An 18,443-nucleotide genomic window follows, 5' to 3' on the forward strand; every position below is an offset into this window, starting at 1 on the left:
TTAGTGGTTAGTCATTAGTCCCCAGTCATTAGTCCCTAGTTTGAAGCGGGGAAGCAGGATGACTAATGACTAATGACTAATAATTAATAACTAATGACTAATAACTAATGACTGATGACTAACTATGCAAAATTTTCGTAATTACTATCAAATACTCGGAGTTCCCAGAGACGCTACGGCTGATGAGATCAAAAAAGCCTATCGCCGACTGGCGAGACAGTTACACCCAGACGTGAATCCGGGTGACAAATTTGCTGAAGATAACTTTAAGGATATTAATGAAGCTTACGATATTCTTTCCGACATCGAAAAGCGAGCTCAATACGATCAGTTTAGTAAATTCTGGAAACAAAAAGGATTTCAAGGGAAACAAGGCGTAAAACTTCCCAACTTCAAAACTTGGGGAAATAACAAAGCTAGCCGCCAAAAACCAGCCGAAGATATCGATTTTAGCGATTACTCGGATTTTAATAAATTTCTCGATCAAGTGCTTGGAAGGCGACGGGAAGTGAGGATGGCGACGGCGAATGATGCACCGCGAGTTCCCGCCTCGGAACCCTGGAGTACGGCTTCTAAGAAAACAAGTTATGTTGCTAATTATCGGGAAGATAGAAGGGATTTTGACGATCGCGAAATGCGACGCGAAACTAGAGAAATAGAAGATCGCGAAATCAGAAGAGACATCGAGGCCAGGCTGACTCTGCCTTTGGAAAGAGCTTATTCCGGCGGTACCGAGCGCATTCGTTTGGATGACGGGCGGTGGATCGAGGTAAATATGCCTGGGGCGATGGTATCGGGCCAGCAAATTCGCCTGCGAAATCAAGGTATTGGCGGCGGCGATTTGTACTTGAAAATCACAGTTTCTCCCCATCCTTTTTTTAGCTTGGAAATGTCGGATATTTGCTGCCAATTGCTGCTGACACCCTGCGAAGCGGTGCTTGGTGGAGATGTGGAAGTGCCGACGCTGGATGGCCCTGTGAAGATGAAACTACCGCCGGGAGTAACGTCTGGAAAGCGGTTGCGGATGGCAAATAAAGGCTATCCGACTGGAAATGGCGATCGGGGCGATCAGCTAGTAGAAATTCAGGTGTTAATTCCCAAGGAAATTAGTGAAGAGGAACGGGAATTATACGAAAAATTGCGGCAGATTGAAACTTTTAAACCGCGTCAAGATTTGTCGGTTTAATTCTGTAGTGCGCGCAATGCGTACCTTAAAAATGACAATGGCTCGTTACCAGGCTCTGCCTGGTAATGCTTCTGGGGCGAGGAAGAGCCTCTGTTGACCTCGCTGCTTAGGGAAACAGAGGAGTGTGCGAGATGTTTAATTTATTTAATTTTTGTTCCTTGTACCATTTTTCTAAAGATGTGCTATGGATGAAGTCTTAGCCCCCCCGAACTCGCGGGGGGGGTTGGGGGGTAATATCTAGCGCTACTCGATCAAATTGGTATTACTACTAATTCTATTAAGCAATCCTCGATAACCTAAGTAAAATTACTGTTGCAATTATTTCTGAATTAGTCGAAAATTAACAACAAGTAATCCTAGATCCACTCCGACCAAGAAACCGGAATTTTTACTCAATCTGTCGGCTAAAACTGAATATTTAACCAAAAAATCCGGTTTCTGAACCCCCGTGCGTCCAGGATTAACTAAAGTAATTTTTCGACAATCAGGAGAAGTCTGCCGCCATGACTCAAATGCCGCCCCAATGCAACAATCTACAAGAGCAAGTTGACACTTTACTGCAACTACTGCGTCAAGAACCATCTTTGCGACAACAAGATATTACGGCGGTACAAGCGTCTCTAAAAAAGGCAATTTCTCCTGAATTTAAAATTGTGTTTGCGGGCGCTTTTAGTGCAGGAAAATCGATGTTGATTAATGCTTTGTTGGAGCGAGAATTGCTCTACAGTGCTGAAGGACACGCAACTGGTACTGAGTGTTACATCGCCTATGCTGAATCGGCCCAAAAAGAGCGCGTTGTTCTCACTTTTTTGAGCGAAGTTGAGATTAGGACTCAAGTTTATGCTCTGTGCGAGCAGTTGAATTTAACTACTGAAATCAATATTAATCACATAGATGTAGTAAAGATTTTATCTCAGGGATGTTTGATAATTATCGAAAAGGAAGGCGGAGAAAATAAATCGGAGCTAGCCAAACAAGCTAAGGCTTTGATACTGTTGCTAGAAGGTTTTGAAGCTAATCGCGAGCGCATCCAAACTGTCGATAACGCTACTTATTCGATGGAACAGTTTAACTTTTCCAATCTCAAGGAAGCTGCTAGTTATGCGCGGCGCGGTAGCAACAGTGCTGTGCTGAAGCGAGTTGAATATTATTGTTACCATCCGCTGCTGAAAGATGGTAATATTATTATCGATACGCCGGGAATTGATGCGCCTGTCAAACAGGATGCGGAATTGACCTACGATAAGATTGAAAGCCCGGATACTTCGGCGGTTGTTTGTGTCTTGAAGGCTGCGTCGTCTGGGGAAATGACGACGGAAGAGACGGAGTTGATGGAGAAAACGCGATCGAATCCGGGAATTCGCGATCGGCTGTTTTACATTTTCAACCGCATTGACGAAACTTGGTACAACACGCAACTGCGACAGCGCTTAGAAAATCTGATTAATTCCGACTTTCGCGACACTACCAGAGTCTATAAAACCAGCGGGTTGCTGGGATTTTACGGGAGTTTGATTAGAGGGACAACCGGGCGCGATCGCTTTGGTTTGGATACAATATTTGCCGAAAGTCGCGATCGCCTTGATGCAGACACAAATTCGGGTAACAACAGCGAAAATAGTCAAGACACACCGCAATTTGTCAACGAATTTAACCGCTACTGCGCCAATTCTGGTAAACTATCTGCTAGCCAATTTCGGATTTCAGTTAACAGCTACGAAACCCCAAATCAAAACTATGTGCGGATTCTTGCAGAACAAGGTCAACCGTTAATCCAGCAATTAATTCAAGATAGCGGCATCGAAGATTTTCGCACAGCCATCACCGATTATCTCACCAAAGAAAAGCGCCCGCAACTGTTCAAAAATCTCGCTGACGATTTAGAAGATTTGTGCATTCAACTGCGGAAACAATACCAAACAATCCAGCGGAGTTTGGACAGCCAGCCCCGCGAAATTGAAGCGATGAAAGCCCAAGAACTTTTGCGGTTAAATCAAGAATTGCAGCAAGTTGGACAAGATTTTCGGGAACATATCGCCAAAGAAATCAATGAAATGATTATGAACAAATGCGATATCTTTGACATTGATTTTCGACAACTGCAATCTAGGATGATCCGCCGCTTGGATGAATTGTTAGACGGATTTTCGGTAGAGGCGGCTTACGGACGCACTTTGATGACTCATCCCCGCAATGCTACAGCACCTTTAATTGCTGTTTTAGTGGAAGCGCTTTATTATTTAGCGAATCAGTTGGAAGATATTTTAGTAGAGGCTACTAAGTCACTGATTGATAATTATTTCCAGTATCTGAAAGACAGCGTTCGCAAGTCGGAATACTATCGATTGCTTTATCGGTTGTTGGGGAACGATGGGGGAATTGAACAGCAGTTAGAGGAGTTGTCGCAGCGGGTTTCTAATGCTTTGGTGAATGCGGCGGGCGTGGAGTGCGATCGCTACGTGCGAGAAAGTCCCCGTTTTTACGACGAAGGAACGTTTTCGATTTACCAATTCCGGGAAACATTACAGCAAACATCTCAAGGTTACGATTGCGAAAACATGGTGGACGCGCAACCGGCAATTCGGCAATTGTTGCGGCTAGATTTTGAGCCAAAAGTATCTAGAACTATTCGGCAAACTTTCCGCCAAACTGTCAACCAAACGCTGAAAGAGCATTTGTTACCGATGGCGGAACAGCAAGCTGATGATATTTTGCAGAAATACAGTCAAGCCCGCGATTATTTGGAACAAACTTTAGCACAGGAAGCTGAGGAGAAAATTGCCAAGAATCGGCGGCTGCAAGATGAGAATGAAGAGAAAATTCAAGAGTACGATCGGGCGGTTTCTGGGATTAATGATTGTTTGCGGGCGATGAAGTTGCACGAGCATTTGTTGCCTGTAATTGTAGAAAACAATAGCGTTGCGGTGGATTTTGAGTAATGTGCTATAATAGCCAGCAAAGAGCGACTTTAATTATATGAACATTCGCCAAAAACTTCTAACAATAATCGAGCAACTTCCAGATGATAAGTTGGCAATACTTCTCAACCTCGCGCTGTTTTTGACAACAGGGAAAGAATCTTTTCAACCGATGCTTGAATCTCAAGGTTATCAAGATTGGCTGAGTGCGGAAAATGACATTTATGACGAAATATTTGCCGATGAACTTACGGCGCGGTGATGTAGCGATCGGAATTACGGCGATTGGAAATCGCGGCTACACAGACAAAACCCGCCTGCGCGGGTTGAAAACATTTTTAGTCCGCGCAGGCGGACATTGTTTGTGTAGACGCGAATTCTATTCGCCCGGTTCTTGCCAAAAATAAGGCGATACCCGATAATCGTTAATAGAGTCTTTTGAAAAAATCAACCATCAATATGCAAGAACATATTTTTTTAGAAAATTACGGAAATGATGATGTTTATTCCTTTGGTTCTACGATGCTCAAAGTAGGTAAGTTTAGGTAAGTAATGGAATCAGCAACTAATTATCACCTAGAAGGTGCACTTACGGAGTTATTTAAAACTCAAGGATTACAAATAAATACCCGTAAATATAATCCGCAGCTTAGATGTAACGAGGAACAAAAATGGTTTGGTGACGGGATAGACTGTGAAGCCTTAAAAATAGGGGCTAAAGGTTGGCAAAAAGGTAAAGTTAAAATCAGAGTCACTATAGAGTTTTGTCCAGATGAACCAAAAGTTGAAGAAACACCAGAAAACAATCAATTAGAAATTAGCCCTCCAGAATCACCCCTTGACGATTTGCGCCGCCAACTACTAAACCCGGAAAATCAACCGCACAATTCATGACTAAAACCCCTAGAATTCGTATTCCACCCGAAGTCAGAAAATACGTATTTACTCGCAACAAATACCAGTGCCAAAGCTGCGGCCAAACCAAACTAGAAGCAGAACTGACGATCGATCATATCATCCCCCTAGGGCGCGGCGGCAGCAACGACATCAGCAACCTGCAAACCCTCTGCCGCCCCTGTAACCAAAGGAAAACCGACAAACTAGACCCGCGCTTTAAGCGACACTTTGACCTGTGATATCCTCCATAACATCCGCGTTAATCTGTGGTTAAAAACTCCTACCATCGATAATATCGATAAGGATCGTCCCCATTCTCAAAATCCGCCTTATAATCCCAGTGATAAAACTCCCGACTCGAACCGTTAAACACAGATCCATCCGCCTTAAAAGTCGCCCCTAAATTAGCCAAAATCTGAGCATTTGCCCGAGTTTGCCGCCAGCGAGTAAAACGCAAATAAGTCTTATCATCCGCATTCAAACTGTCCGGGTCAATCTGAGAAAAAATCGCCACACCCTTGCCAACTTTTACCCGACTTAACAAACCGTCAGCACCGATTTCTCCCCCAGACTTAATCAACCAAGTATCATAAAAAGAGCGCGATCGCAAATCTGAACTGCTAAGCCCCTTCACCTCATCCCAACCCGGAACCGCCAGCGAACCACCGAAATCCTTCGCCTGCTGCAAACCCACGCCCAACGCCGCCACAGGCACTTGACGCGGCAAGAAAAACGCCTTCCCGCCAGCATTCAAATAACCGCCCAAATCGGCATCTTTCAGATTCGCTTCGGCCCCCACAATTGCCAAACCCACATCCTCAGAAAGCGCATTAGCCCGCTGATAAAATACCCCCAAACTGTCCAGCTTTTGGGCATCCTTGTCTCCCCCAATTAAAACCACTTTATCCGGCTTTCCAAGCACCGGAGAAGTCATCCCGTAACTCATAATTTGTTGCACTAACTGCGCCGCCCCACCATCTACAGAATAATGATCTTCCAAATCCAACTCGTTTAAAATCAACCGCCCTTTTCCATAATCCAATTCCATCAGCGGCGAATAAGCTAAATCAAACTCAGATTCCAAAATTGGGCGCCAACCGCTGCGGTGTGGCTTCTCAATAGCAGCGCTGCTGACACCGCCGCGATTTCCCCAATGCCAGCCGTACCAAGGCATACGTGCCGGACTAATTTTTACGCCTGTTTCCATCATATCTGGATAGGCTTCAAGCAGCGTGCTTTCCCCAGTCCAATCGCGCAAATCTTCACCGTCTAAACCGATAACTGCAGGATGGTTGCTATCAACTGGATAAGCGCGGCGGCTGACGTGGGGGGCAACCCGGAAACCCATGTTTTCCAGCCATTCTGGCCCTTGGGGAAATACAATTGCTTTGCCGCCATTGCGTACAAAATTTTCTAAACTTCCAGGCAATTTTTCCCCGCTAGAAAACGCTTCCCTACCGATAATTAGTAGGGGCAATCCCCCCGTGGTTGCCTCTGCATTACCGTTCCACGGCACAAGCTGATGACCTAGCTGTTTTAACATTGCCGATGTTTTGCCGACTGGATCGAAAATTGCAACCTCATCTTTGATTTTGCTTCCATTGGTAAACACCCGGAAAGCGAATTTATCGGAATGCGGGCGATCGCCCACTCGCGCAGTCAAGCGAATTTCGCCGTCAGTCTTGCTGTAAACGGTATTTGGTAATTTTACATCAATTGGGAAGAATAGCGTGGCTGCTGGCTGAATAACTCCTTTCTTCTCGCCTTCTTTTACTTCGTTCCCTCCCACCAAAACCCGCCAATCAAATGCAAATTCTTGCGGTGTCCTGGTATCGTTAATTAACACTACTTGCTTGGCCATTTTCCCGCCCACAAAAAAGTTATGGTCTTTGGCAGTAAATACCGGATTAGCACCAGCTATCCAAGCCAAAGTCGAGCTATTATTATTCATAATTGCCTCGCCGCCCGGATGAATAGTGTAAGCTTCTGGCTGCAAGTAATTCAAATAATTATTCGAGACTTGCTTCAAATAAACTCCTCGCTGCCCCGCTTGAAATGCCCCCATATCCACCTTATTTCTGCCAGCATCAGAAAGTTCCCAACCGTGTCCGTCATTCCAAGGAATCATCCCTCCAGACATTCCAAAAGTCCGCCAACTCCGCCAAGTATTTGTGCTGAATAACTCCTGCAACTTTTGAAAAGCTGGTGCAAAATCTAAATCCTTGTTAAAGTGCCAGCTTTTATACTTTTGACCTTTGACAAATTGCTCGGGAATTTTAGCTTTATAAGCCGTACTTTCCAACTCATAAGCCTGGTTGCCCAAATAAATTGCCGCAAACTCAGTCATCCAAGGTTCGCTGAGAATGGCCTGACTAAAACCTTGGCGGTTTCGCATCATGGTGACGTGCAACGGTGTCCCAAATTCCACTACCATGTAGGGCATTTCTCCGGTTTTACTCCATTCGGAAATCCACTCTTCTCTCTCTTGCAGCGGAATCATATTTAAATAAGAATTCAGTGCATAAACATCGCCAAAGTTTGCTCCTTGGTGTACCATCACGGGTCTGGTAGGGTCGGCTGATTTAATAGCAGCTAAAGCATCATTGCCGAAGAGAGTCTTGATGGGCATGGGATCTCTGTCCCATTTCCTGAGAGTTCCTTCTATTTTGCTTTTGCCGATTTGGCGGGGATTTTGGTCTTCACTATTGCCAAAATAATTAGGACTTGTTGCCCACATTAATACTGATGGATGATTGCGGTAACGGCGCATTTCTGTCATCATTCGCGCTTTCCAGCGGTCTCTATATAGGGAGTTTTTCCACTTGCCGTTCCAAGCGATCGGACTAATATCTAAGGCCGGCACCATAATTGGAAAACCTTTGAGATCAGCTCTTTCTGATAACAGTTCTCGAAAGTGCCACCGACCCCGTTCGTCGTGATTCCAAGGCCAGGTTTCTACTATGTTAAAACCTGCTTTCATGTAGTTTTCAATTAATTTATCAGCAACTTCTACTATGCCGCTTTCCCAAGAACCATCTGAGTGCAAGATTGGGCGGAGGCGAAACTCTGTGCCGTTGAAGAAAAATTTGCGCCCTTCTATCCAAAATTCGCGGAAGCCGAAAGGTTGGTTGTATTGGGTGTCGATGCCGCTGCCTTTTACTTCTAATTGCAGGGTGTAAAGGTTGGGTTTTTCTAGATCCCAAATGCGGGGATTTTGCCAGTCCCACTGCACTTTTACTGTTTGAATTGGTTTGGCTTTGACGGTGGCGGTGCCTATAAATTTTTGTTCTACTTTGCCTTGTTCATCGAGCATTTGCGCGATTAGTTGAACTTGCCCATTTTGGGAAACGTCTTTGAGTTCTATATCTAATTTAACTTGCTTTTTTCGGGTGGATGTTTGGACGAATACGTCGCTGACTAGCGGGCCTGGGGGAACGCTGAGGAGTCGCACTTCGCCGATGATTCCCCGCGATTGTAGCTTAGATTTTGTTGTATAAATTTCTGTGGGACTCATAATCACGGCTTTGTCTTTTTCTTCGGAGACTGCCGCGACTAAAATAGATAGGGTGTTGTCACCTGGTTTGACTGCTTTGGTAATTTCAACAGTACCGTAAGGCCATTCGATTTGACCGCAGTTAATGCCGTTGACAAAGATTACTGCATCGGTGCTGACTCTGGCTAAGTCAATAAAAATTCGGCGGTTTTTCCAGTTGTCGGGAATGTTGGCTGTTTGTTGGTACCAAGCTTTTGATAGTTGTTCGCGGTTGAAGTTTTCCCAATCTTTGCCGCTGCCGCGAGTGATGATTCCGGGTACGGATTGGTTGTTTTCTTTTTGCCAGTCTCCAGGCACCCAGATAGAACCCCAACTTGGGGAGACGGGGGGGTTTTGGGTGTTGCCAACTGCGGGGACAAATTGCCACTTTCCGTTGAGATAGATTTGGGATCGTTTGTTGTCGATCGCCCGAATGGCCGCGATGGTAAGATTGGGAAAGCCGATCGACGATATCGCACTGTTACTGACCGAATTGGCATTTTGAAGCGCGTAACCCATGAATCCGAAGACGGTGGCGGCTGCGAAGAATAATCCGATAATTTTTGCCAGCTTGTGATTCACCTTAAGTTTCTCCCAGACATGGGTGGAGCAAATTTGTCCCTTCATTTATCATAAGCTGCAGCCTCCATAAATTGCTCGGTTCCGGCGACTGGGGAGAGGGAGAGGGGAGAGGGAGAGGGGAGAGGGGAGAGTGGGAGATGGGGAGATGGGGAGAGGGGGAGAGTGGGAGAGGGGGAGATGGGGAGAGTGGGAAAAAGATTCTATTTTGCTTCTGACTGTTAACTGTTGACTGATGACTGATGACTAATGACTGTTGACTGTTGACTGATGACTTCCATAAATCTGTCTCTGGGAAGATGGCACGGCGCGGACAAATCTGGTTTGGTATAGAAAAAACCCATAGTTAGTTTTAACACTCTTGTTTCACCCGCAGAAGAAATAGCACGATCGCGCGATCGCCACAGGTCAACAAAAAATGAGTTGGTTTCAGGTCTTGCCCTTGCCCATTAAATCCTACAGCCTTGCTACATTTAGCGCCGCCACGGCCTTACTGCTGACAACTCTGTTAGTCTTTGCATTTCAGGCAACTCCTGCAATATTACTTTTGGCCGTTGCAATGGTTAGCGCTTGGTATGTTGGCTTAAAGTCCTCTGAACAAGAACTTGAAATAGAACGCCAGATTATTAAAAAAGTAATTGACACTTCGGCTTGCTTGATTGTAGTTCTTGACAGCCAAGGACGGATTGTCCGGTTCAACCAAGCTTGTGAAAAAGCCACAGGCTACTCGGCAGCAGAAGTTGTGGATCAATATGTTTGGGATCTATTTTTAATTCTCGAAGAAATAGAACCTGTTCAAACAGTTTTTGCTAAACTCAACGCGGAAAATTATTACAGCGAATATCAAAATTATTGGCGGACTAAAAACGGCGACAGGCGCTTCATTTCTTGGTCTAATACAGTGATGGTCGATGGCGATGGTGTGGTAGAATATGCGATCGCCACTGGCATCGATATTACCGATCGCAAAACAGCAGAAATAGCCCTAGCTTCATCCTACACCCAGCTAGAAACCCGCGTCAAACAGCGGACGGCAGAACTGACAGTAGCTAAAGAAGCACTGCAAGCTCAAGAAGAACGATTTCGCTGCTTGAGTTCCTGTTCGCCGATGGGGATTTTCATGGCGGATTTTGAGGGGCGCTACACCTATGCAAACCCGCGCGCTCAGGCGATTTTTGGCTTGAGTTTGGCAGAACTTTTAGGAAACGGTTGGGAGAATTGCATTCACCCGGAAGACTGCGATCGCGTATTGGGCCGATGGCTGGATTATACTCGCAAAGGTGGGGAATATGCGATCGAATATCGCCTGGAAACAGCAGAGAAAATTGTCCGCTGGATTAACGTTTGTTCCTCGCCGATGTTCTCCGACTCCGGCGAACTCATCGGATACGTGGGCACGGTGCGAGATGTCACCGAAAGACAACAAGCGCAAGCAGCTTTGTCTAACAGCGAACAGCAACTGAGAACGCTGCTAGAAAATACGCCAGATATGATTATCCGCACGGACAAAGAACTGCGCTATATTTATGTTAATCAAGCAGTTGCCAGAAGCCAAGGAAAACCCGTTTCATTCTTCCTCGGCAAAACCAGTCAAGACTTAGGAATGCCGCCAGAACTGTGCCAGATGTGGGACGAAACCCTGCACAAAGTGTTAGAAACAGGCAGAGAAGAAATCATCGAATTTAAGGCGCACTCAACCGACGGTATCAGAAGCTATCAATCTCGCGTAGTTCCAGAATTTAACAAAGAGGGCGCAGCAGAATCAGTATTAATTGTCGCCCGCGATATCACAGAACTCAAACTTGCAGAAACTCAAAGATTGCAGTTAAAAATCGAGCTAGCAGCCAGGGAAAAAGCGGAAAAAGAACAGCAGCGGTCGGCATTTTTAGCAGAAGCTAGCAAAATGCTGACTGCGGCATTTGACGGGGAAACGGTGCTGCAAAATGTCGCAGAATTAGCAGTAAATTTGATCGCTGACGGGTGCTGCATTTATTTGACCGAAATCGGCTCAAAAGTGCGCCGCGCGGCTGTAGCTCACGCAGAGTCCTCTGCGGTTGATATTCTGAATAACTTGAAAATCCGCAGCCCGATCGCCTCTGATGCTGTTAACGGCTATCCGCTGGTAATTCGCACCGGAAAATCGGAACTAATTGTCGAAGTGGATGAAGAGATTTTAGCAGCAGCAGCCGAAGATACAGCAGAAATGAAAACATTGCGCTCGCTCAATATCGGCTCCCACGCTTGCGTACCGCTCTTAGCGCGCGGGCGGGTAATAGGTGCTATTACCTGCTTTACATCTAAATCTGGCAGTCGCTACAATTCCCAAGACATGGCAATGTTAGAAGATTTAGCATACCATGTCGCTTTTGCCCTAGACAATGCCAGACTTTATGCAGAAGCGCAACAAGCACTATCTCAAACAGCGCAATCGTTTGCCTTAATTGACTCGCTCCTAGAAGCATCTCCCCTGGCGATTTGCTTTGTCGATCGCGAAATGCGCTTCATCCACATCAATCAAGTTTTAGCAGAACTCAACGGTTTGTCCGCCGAACAGCATCTAGGTCAAGACTTCCGCCAATTGTTCCCAGAATCGGCGCACAAATTTGCACCAATAATTCAGCAAGTTCTCGACTCCGGCGAATCGGTTTTAAACGTAGAAATTAGCGGCGAAAATCTTGGAAAACTCGGAGAGTTTGGCTATTTGCTCGGCAACTACTACCCAGTCAAAAATGAAAGGGGAGAAATCATCGGTGCCGGCATAATTTTCGCAGATATTACCGCAGCAAAACAAACCGAAATAGCTTTAACAGAAAGCGAAACGCGGTTCCGCAGCGTGGTAGAATCTACCATGCTCGGCATCGGTTTCTGGGATGCGGAGGGTGAAGTTACAGACGCTAACGATGCCTTGCTGGAAATGATCGGATATACAAGGGAAGAGTTGGTTTCGGGACAGATCCGCTGGCTGGATATCACGCCTGCGGAATACACAGAACTCGATCGCGCTGCTGTAGCGCAAGTCGCAGCATCAGGAAGTTGCGAGCCTTATGAAAAAGAATTTATCCGCTCAGACGGCACGCGCCTCCCAATTTTAATCGGGGGCGGAAACTTGGAAGGATGCACAAACAAAGGATCGTTCTTCGTACTCGATATCACCGATCGCAAACAAGCTCAAAACCAGCTCCGAGAAAACGAAACACGCCTTCGCAACCAACTAGCAGAACTCGACTTAGTTTACAACACTACACCGGTCGGGATGTCCTTTGTCGATACCAATTTGCGCTACATCCGCATCAACAAATGCCTCGCTCAGATCAACGGCAGATCGATCGCCGATCACATCGGGCGCACCATCAGAGAAGCGATTCCCGAAATCGCCGATAAACTAGAGCCGATTTACCTGCAAGTGCTGGCGACGCAAACCCCCGTGCTCGACTTAGAAATTAAGGCCGAAACGCTGCAACAGCCGGGATTAGTGCGGGATTGGCTAGTCAGCTTTTATCCTGTAAGCGACGAATCGGGAACCCTGTTGGGAGTCAGCAGCGCGATCGCCGAAATCACCGATCGCAACCAAGCAAAACGGGTAATCCAGCAAAGCGAAGCTTTATTCCGGCGGCTGTTAAATTCCAATATTTTCGGAGTCGCGATCGGAGATTTTAGCGGCCGCATCGCCTACGCCAACGACTGCCTGCTCAACATGGTCGGCTACACCCGATCGGACGTGCTCTCAGGTCAAATGCGGTGGGACAGGATGACACCCCCCGAATACCTGCACCTCGACGCCTTGGCGGCCGGGGAACTGCGGGATTCGGGAGTCGCAACTCCTTTCAAGAAAGAGTACATCCGCAAAGACGGCAGCCGCGTGCCGATGCTGATGGGCGGGACGACTTTGTGCCCGGACAAGGGCGAACCAGAGACGATCGTCGCATTTTACATCGACTTGACCGAAACCTCCAGGGTGGAAGCGGAACTCAAAAACAATCAAGAACGGCTGCAAATCGCTCAGCAAGCAGGCAAAATCGGAACTTTTGAATGGAACGTCGAAACAGGGGAACTCGCGTGTACGCCGGAATTAGAGGCTTTGTACGGACTGCCGGTCGGCGGTTTCGACAGCAGCTATCAGAATTTGCTGGCAATGGTGCATCCAGACGATCGCGCTTTCACTCAACAGCAGTTGCAGGCGGCGGTGGCATCCGGGGAGGAATTAAACATTGAGTTCCGCATTTGCCGTCCCGACAGCAGCATCGGCTGGATTGCTTGCAGGGCTAAGGTGTTTCAGAACGAGATCGGTTTGTCCCAGCGGGCGATCGGGGTAAACGTCGATATCACCGATCGCAAACAAGCAGAAGCAGCGCGATCGCAAACCAACCAAACTTTGGAAGCCTTGATTCAAGCTTGTCCCCTAGGAATTACCGTTGTTAGCGCCGACGACGGCATTGTGAAAATGTGGAACCCAGCGGCAGAGAGGATTTTTGGCTGGTCAGAATCAGAGGCGAAAAATCAATTTTCGCCCTCCATTTCCCCAGACAAGCAGGAGGAATTCACGGCAAAATTGAAAAAAATTAGTCAAGGAAAGGCGATCGCGGGGATGGAAACCCAGCGCCAACGGAAAGACGGCACCACGATCGACATCGGTTTGTGGGCAACTCCAGTCCACGACGCTCAAGGCAATATAAATTGTATGTCGATCGTCGCCGACATCAGCGATCGCAAGCAAGTAGAGGCAGAACTCGCTCAGTTGCTCGATCGCGAACAAGCCGCGCGCGCGGAAGCAGAAGACATCAACCGCCTGAAAGACGAGTTTCTCGCCACGCTTTCCCACGAACTCCGCACGCCTTTAAATGTGATTCTGGGCTGGGCGCAGAGGCTGCGCGGCCTCCCCTACACTGAAGATGATTTAGCTAGCGGTTTGGAAGCGATCGAGCGTCAGTCGAGGGTGCAGGTGCAGCTAGTCGAAGATTTGCTCGACGTTTCCCGGATTATTCAAGGCAAACTGGCTCTGAAAGACGGCTGGTTCGTCATGACAAACGCGGTCGAAATTGCTCTGAGTTCAGTCATGTTCGTCGCCCAGGCTAAGTCTGTGACTGTTTCCTCGGAATTAGACCCTACAGTCAAATTGATGTGGGGCGACGCCCAGAGGTTGCAGCAGGTACTCTCGAATTTGCTGACTAACGCCGTCAAGTTTACGCCAGCGGGCGGAACCGTGAAACTGCGTTTGTCTGCGGTAGCTGTGGCTAATTCCCCATCGCCCAATTACCTGCAAATTACTGTCAGCGATACCGGCAAAGGCATTTCAGCAGAGTTTCTGCCCTACGTGTTCGATCGCTTCCGACAAGCAGACGGGTCGATTACCAGGGCTGACAGCGGTTTGGGACTGGGATTGGCGATCGTGCGACACTTGGTGGAACTCCACGGCGGCACTGTACGCGCCGAAAGTCCGGGTCAAGACAGGGGTGCGACATTCACCGTCATGCTGCCCCTCAAACAGCGGATCGGCCAGCAGCGGCAGTTGAGAGAGGAAAGGAAAGCCCCTCAAATCCGTCGGGGTATGTTAGCCGGTTTAAAAGTGTTGGTTGTTGACGACGAACCCGACAACCGGGAGTTTTTGATTGTGGCCTTGGAACAGTGCGGGGCGACGGCGACAGCGGCGGCTTCAGCACAAGAGGCGATCGAGCTTTTGCAGCAGTCGCCGCCCGATATTCTAGTCAGCGACATCGGGATGCCGGTTGAGGACGGCTACTCGCTGATCCGCAAAGTGCGATCGTCCCAATCTGACAAAATCAAGCGCTTGCCGGCGGTAGCGCTGACAGCCTATGCTAGCGAACAAGACCGCGCCAGGGCGATCGACGCAGGTTACGACGAACATTTAGCAAAGCCGATCGATCCTGCTCGATTCGCCTCAGTTTTAGCCAAATTAAACGTGCAAAAGTAGTGCAGGTTCGTAGACAGGACTTGAGTCAGCAGCTTTTTACGAACTCAATTCCGCACTGCGAACGAACTGTTTTTGTGACGTTTTACGAACTCCTATCAAATCGGTTAGCATCGGAATGATTCAGATATATATTCTCGGACTCTGTGTACTCTGCGTACTAATAAGGTTAAATCATTCCGATGCAAGCGGAAACGATATCATATCAAATCCTCTCTTCACCGGAATAGTAAATTAACTGTTGACTGTTGACTGTTAACTGTTAACATCATGTATGAATGCAACCGGAATTGATATCAATTCCTCACTACGAACCTTTTTTGTTACGATCGTAGACAGAACATGACAACGTACCCAAAATCAGCAACGCCCTTATTTTAAATCCAACAATCCGCTAGTTTTCAACTTGGGATTAAACCGGATTTCTTCAGTTACACCGCGAGCTTTGAGCAGCGATAAAATTTGATTTTCCACCCGGCGCGCTACATTTTTTAACAATTTATCTTTGGCAAGTTCATCAGCAATAATACCTTCATAATTTGCCACTTCTTGGGCTGTCATCACAGTTTTGGTGTCGATGGGATCGTTCCACTTGGCTGCATCGGCACCGTTACCCTGGGGCTGCGAGCCGTTTTCAGCAATCCAACTCGATCGGATGTTTTCGAGTATAGTGCGGTTTGGTCGATCGATAATTTGGACTTTCAGCCAGTAGCAATATTCGGTTTGGCGTACCAAATGCTGTTTCAGGCTGAGGTAAGTATCGCGAGAATAGCCGACAAATTGCAGAATTTGATCGCTATCAAAAATCGCATAAACGCCAATTTTTCCCTGGACAAAATCGGGCAATTTTCCCTCGGAGTCAATGTAGGGAATGAATTCTAAGCTAGCGAGAGGCTGAATGTCTTCTGTCATCCGATTTTAGATTTTAGATTTTAGATTTTAGATTAAACCACAAATTAACCGACCTTTACCTAATTCCTAAAAACGCGATAAACTGCACAGAGGCGGCTGGGTTTAAATATTTTGGCTTGAAACATGAAATTGGGCGGGACGTTGACGATCGCAAAATCCCTCGATTGGTGATACTGTTCAAATTCCGCAGGCATTCCCTTCGGCGTGTCGCTGCTGTAGGGCACTGGCTGAAAAAGTAACTCCGCAAACTCAAGGCGCGAACACTGTAATTGCAGCGCTATTTGTTGGAGAAAGCTTTCACCAGTCAACAAACCGAACAGTAGAGCTTTAGCATCCGGTTCGAGGACAAAACTGTTATCGTAGCTTTCAATAATCTTGAGACCCATTTTCTATATACTCCTGACAGACACCGGCGCATTCTGAATTTTACCCGACAGTGGCGATCGGCAAAAGGTCAGTTAAAATATCACAGTCTCGAATTTTTAATAAATAGCCCGGATTTATTTGCCGATCGCTTTTATCATGTCCATATCGAAAACGAATCATCTACCAGACAACGACTACAAGTCTATGCAGAAAATCGAAAACGCATCACTCCCAGCTTTGAGAATTTCCCTAAACCAGCCGGATTGGCTAGAATTGGCAGAATACGCCTCTATTGCCGGTTCAGCGATTGGCACGATTGCTGCGGGATTGTCGGGCCAAATTCTCTACGCGGCAGCCCCCTTAACCGCAGCGATATCGCTGAATATAGCCAATCGCCAGCGTTTTGAGCAACAAATGCAACAAAAGGCAAATTCTGCGATCGCGGAGGTACAGGCCGCAGCAGCAGGTCGATCGCAGCAAGTTCAGTTGCTACCTGGAGAACCAGCAGAACTTTACACGGCAGTATCCGACTTGAAACAAAAAATCCTCAGTTTGGAATCGAGTGCTATCAGCGACTTGCAAGCAGCCGTAGCATCCCTGGAACGAGCGCAGGCGCTACCTGCTGATTCTCAAGAGCTCTACACCATCCTGTCGGATTTGCGAGAAAACCTCCGCATCTTGGAAAATAGCGCCCTCAGAGAGGATGATTGGCAAAATGTCAACGTCCGATTTTTATTGATGGACGAAAAGTTAACTGAGGTGAGAACTATTACAGCTCAGTTGCAGGAGCGATCGAACGAAGTAGACTTCGATACAATCCAAGGTTCTCTCAAGCAATTGCAGGACTTGCTCGATCGACCGGCAATAGACGCAGGGGCAATGCAAACCGAGATCAAGCATTTGTACGAGCAAGTTTCCGAGTTGCAGCGGCAAAATCAAGAAATTGTCAAGCCTTATTTGCAGCGTCTGACTCGCGCCGTCAAAAAACTCAGTCAGTAGTCATTAGTCATTAGTCATTAGTCAGTAGTCAGTAGTCATTAGTCATTAGTTATTTGTTGGTTGTGGTTTTTTTCTAGGTTTTTTGTGAGTAGTTGGGGAACACAACCAATAACCAATTTCCCATTCCCTGCGCGGGCCGATGCCCAATTCCCAATTCCCAATTCCCAATTCCCAATTCCCCATTCCCAATTCCCCATTCCCCCATTCCCCCATTCCCCCATTACCCATGACTAAATATTTGCCAAGCTTGCCAGAAAACATAAATCGATAGAATTGCCAAGAGCGATCGAAAAGCTAAACTAACAATACGATCGGGCAATCTCGGCAAAAATCGCGTACTGATTTGCGCCCCCAACAAACCGCCGCCGCCAAGAATTAACCCCACATCCCACAAAACATTCCCGCGCGCCGCGTGTCCCGCCGTCGCCGAAATAGCAGTGATGACGATTACACCCAAGCTGGTTTGAATGGCAGTTTTAATGCTTTCTCCTAACAGCAAAATTTGCAGAGGAACCATAATCACGCCACCGCCTACCCCGAACAAACCCGCTAATAAACCCGCCGCACTGCCGGTAGCAATTTTAGCAAAAGTTGGATGGAATATAATATTTGAATTATTGGGTAATTCGTGATTGGTAATTGGTAATTGAGCATTTTCTTCTTGTCCCGCTTGTCCTCCCAGTTCCCCTTGTTCTAGTTCCGCTTTCTTCTTAGCTGTCAGACGCTTGCGAACTTCAATCAAATAAATATTTAACCACAGCAACAACCCAAAAGTAAGTAACAGCAAGTAAGGCGGAAATATCCCCGCCAAATAAGCACCGATTTGTGCTGTGATGACGGCTGGAAATCCGATGCCTGCGACTTGGCTCAAGCTGAGGTAGCCCATGCGCCAATTCTGGATGCTGCCAGAAATAGCTGTAATGACGATCGACAAACTGCTAGTAGCAACCGCTTGCACCGGAGCGTAATTGAGAGCCACCAACAAAGGCACGAGCACCGTACCGCCGCCGATACCCAAAAATCCAGCTAGAATTCCGGCAAAAATTCCCGCCGCACCCAACATCAATAATTCAGTGATAGTCATTAGTCATTAGTCATTAGTCAGTAGTCAGTAGTCAACAGTCAACA

12 protein-coding genes are annotated in these 18,443 nt (G+C 47.0%); 7 read left to right on the top strand and 5 right to left on the bottom strand.

The features are described from left to right. Nucleotides 1-124: 124 nt before the first annotated feature. From QUA01_RS20505 to QUA01_RS20525, 5 genes are all read left to right on the top strand, one after another. Nucleotides 125-1,186 carry a DnaJ C-terminal domain-containing protein gene (locus tag QUA01_RS20505; RefSeq protein WP_333092332.1) on the top strand — a complete coding sequence of 354 codons (1,062 nt, stop codon included), beginning with the start codon at nt 125-127 and terminating at the stop codon, nt 1,184-1,186. A 503-nt stretch (nt 1,187-1,689) separates the two neighbouring features. Continuing rightward, complete coding sequence (locus QUA01_RS20510) at nt 1,690-4,125, top strand: dynamin family protein (RefSeq protein WP_333092330.1); 2,436 nt, start codon at nt 1,690-1,692, stop codon at nt 4,123-4,125. 37 nt (nt 4,126-4,162) lie between these two features. Beyond that, nucleotides 4,163-4,366 (top strand): hypothetical protein, encoded by a 204-nt coding sequence (locus QUA01_RS20515; protein ID WP_333092329.1) that lies wholly within the window; start codon nt 4,163-4,165, stop codon nt 4,364-4,366. A gap of 290 nt (nt 4,367-4,656) precedes the next feature. Next, the gene (locus QUA01_RS20520; RefSeq protein WP_333092328.1) at nt 4,657-4,998 is read left to right on the top strand and encodes a KGK domain-containing protein; all 342 of its coding nucleotides are present in this window, start codon (nt 4,657-4,659) and stop codon (nt 4,996-4,998) included. Further along, complete coding sequence (locus QUA01_RS20525) at nt 4,995-5,240, top strand: HNH endonuclease (protein WP_193972755.1); 246 nt, start codon at nt 4,995-4,997, stop codon at nt 5,238-5,240. Before QUA01_RS20520 ends, QUA01_RS20525 begins: the two co-directional genes overlap by 4 nt. Before the next feature lie 41 nt (nt 5,241-5,281). Here QUA01_RS20525 and QUA01_RS20530 read toward each other — a convergent pair whose 3' ends face one another. Continuing rightward, the gene (locus tag QUA01_RS20530) at nt 5,282-9,160 is read right to left on the bottom strand and encodes a sugar-binding domain-containing protein (protein ID WP_333092327.1); all 3,879 of its coding nucleotides are present in this window, start codon (nt 9,158-9,160) and stop codon (nt 5,282-5,284) included. Nucleotides 9,161-9,530: 370 nt separating this feature from the next. On the opposite strand from QUA01_RS20530, the gene QUA01_RS20535 reads away from it, so the two are divergent. Continuing rightward, nucleotides 9,531-15,041, top strand: a complete 5,511-nt coding sequence (locus QUA01_RS20535) for a PAS domain S-box protein (RefSeq protein WP_333092326.1) — start codon at nt 9,531-9,533, stop codon at nt 15,039-15,041. A gap of 369 nt (nt 15,042-15,410) precedes the next feature. Here the strand turns inward: QUA01_RS20535 and QUA01_RS20540 are convergent, their stop codons facing one another. Both QUA01_RS20540 and QUA01_RS20545 read right to left on the bottom strand, forming a co-directional pair. Then, complete coding sequence (locus tag QUA01_RS20540) at nt 15,411-15,950, bottom strand: GIY-YIG nuclease family protein (protein ID WP_333092325.1); 540 nt, start codon at nt 15,948-15,950, stop codon at nt 15,411-15,413. Nucleotides 15,951-16,009: 59 nt separating this feature from the next. Then, a complete protein-coding gene (locus tag QUA01_RS20545) occupies nt 16,010-16,336 on the bottom strand; it encodes a hypothetical protein (protein WP_333092324.1) in 327 nt (108 codons plus the stop codon). Nucleotides 16,337-16,472: 136 nt separating this feature from the next. Here QUA01_RS20545 and QUA01_RS20550 point away from each other — a divergent pair, with 136 nt between their 5' ends. Beyond that, nucleotides 16,473-17,315, top strand: a complete 843-nt coding sequence (locus QUA01_RS20550) for a hypothetical protein (RefSeq protein ID WP_333092323.1) — start codon at nt 16,473-16,475, stop codon at nt 17,313-17,315. A gap of 45 nt (nt 17,316-17,360) precedes the next feature. Here the strand turns inward: QUA01_RS20550 and QUA01_RS20555 are convergent, their stop codons facing one another. Together QUA01_RS20555 and QUA01_RS20560 are read right to left on the bottom strand one after the other, a co-directional pair. Next, nucleotides 17,361-17,543: a hypothetical protein gene (locus tag QUA01_RS20555; protein WP_333092321.1), complete on the bottom strand. Its 183-nt coding sequence runs from the start codon at nt 17,541-17,543 to the stop codon at nt 17,361-17,363. Then, complete coding sequence (locus tag QUA01_RS20560; RefSeq protein WP_333092320.1) at nt 17,536-18,399, bottom strand: sulfite exporter TauE/SafE family protein; 864 nt, start codon at nt 18,397-18,399, stop codon at nt 17,536-17,538. Before QUA01_RS20560 ends, QUA01_RS20555 begins: the two co-directional genes overlap by 8 nt. Between the last annotated feature and the right edge of the window lie 44 nt (nt 18,400-18,443).

It is taken from the genome of Microcoleus sp. S36a_B3 (assembly GCF_036700745.1).
In the GTDB taxonomy this organism is placed as follows: domain Bacteria; phylum Cyanobacteriota; class Cyanobacteriia; order Cyanobacteriales; family Microcoleaceae; genus Microcoleus.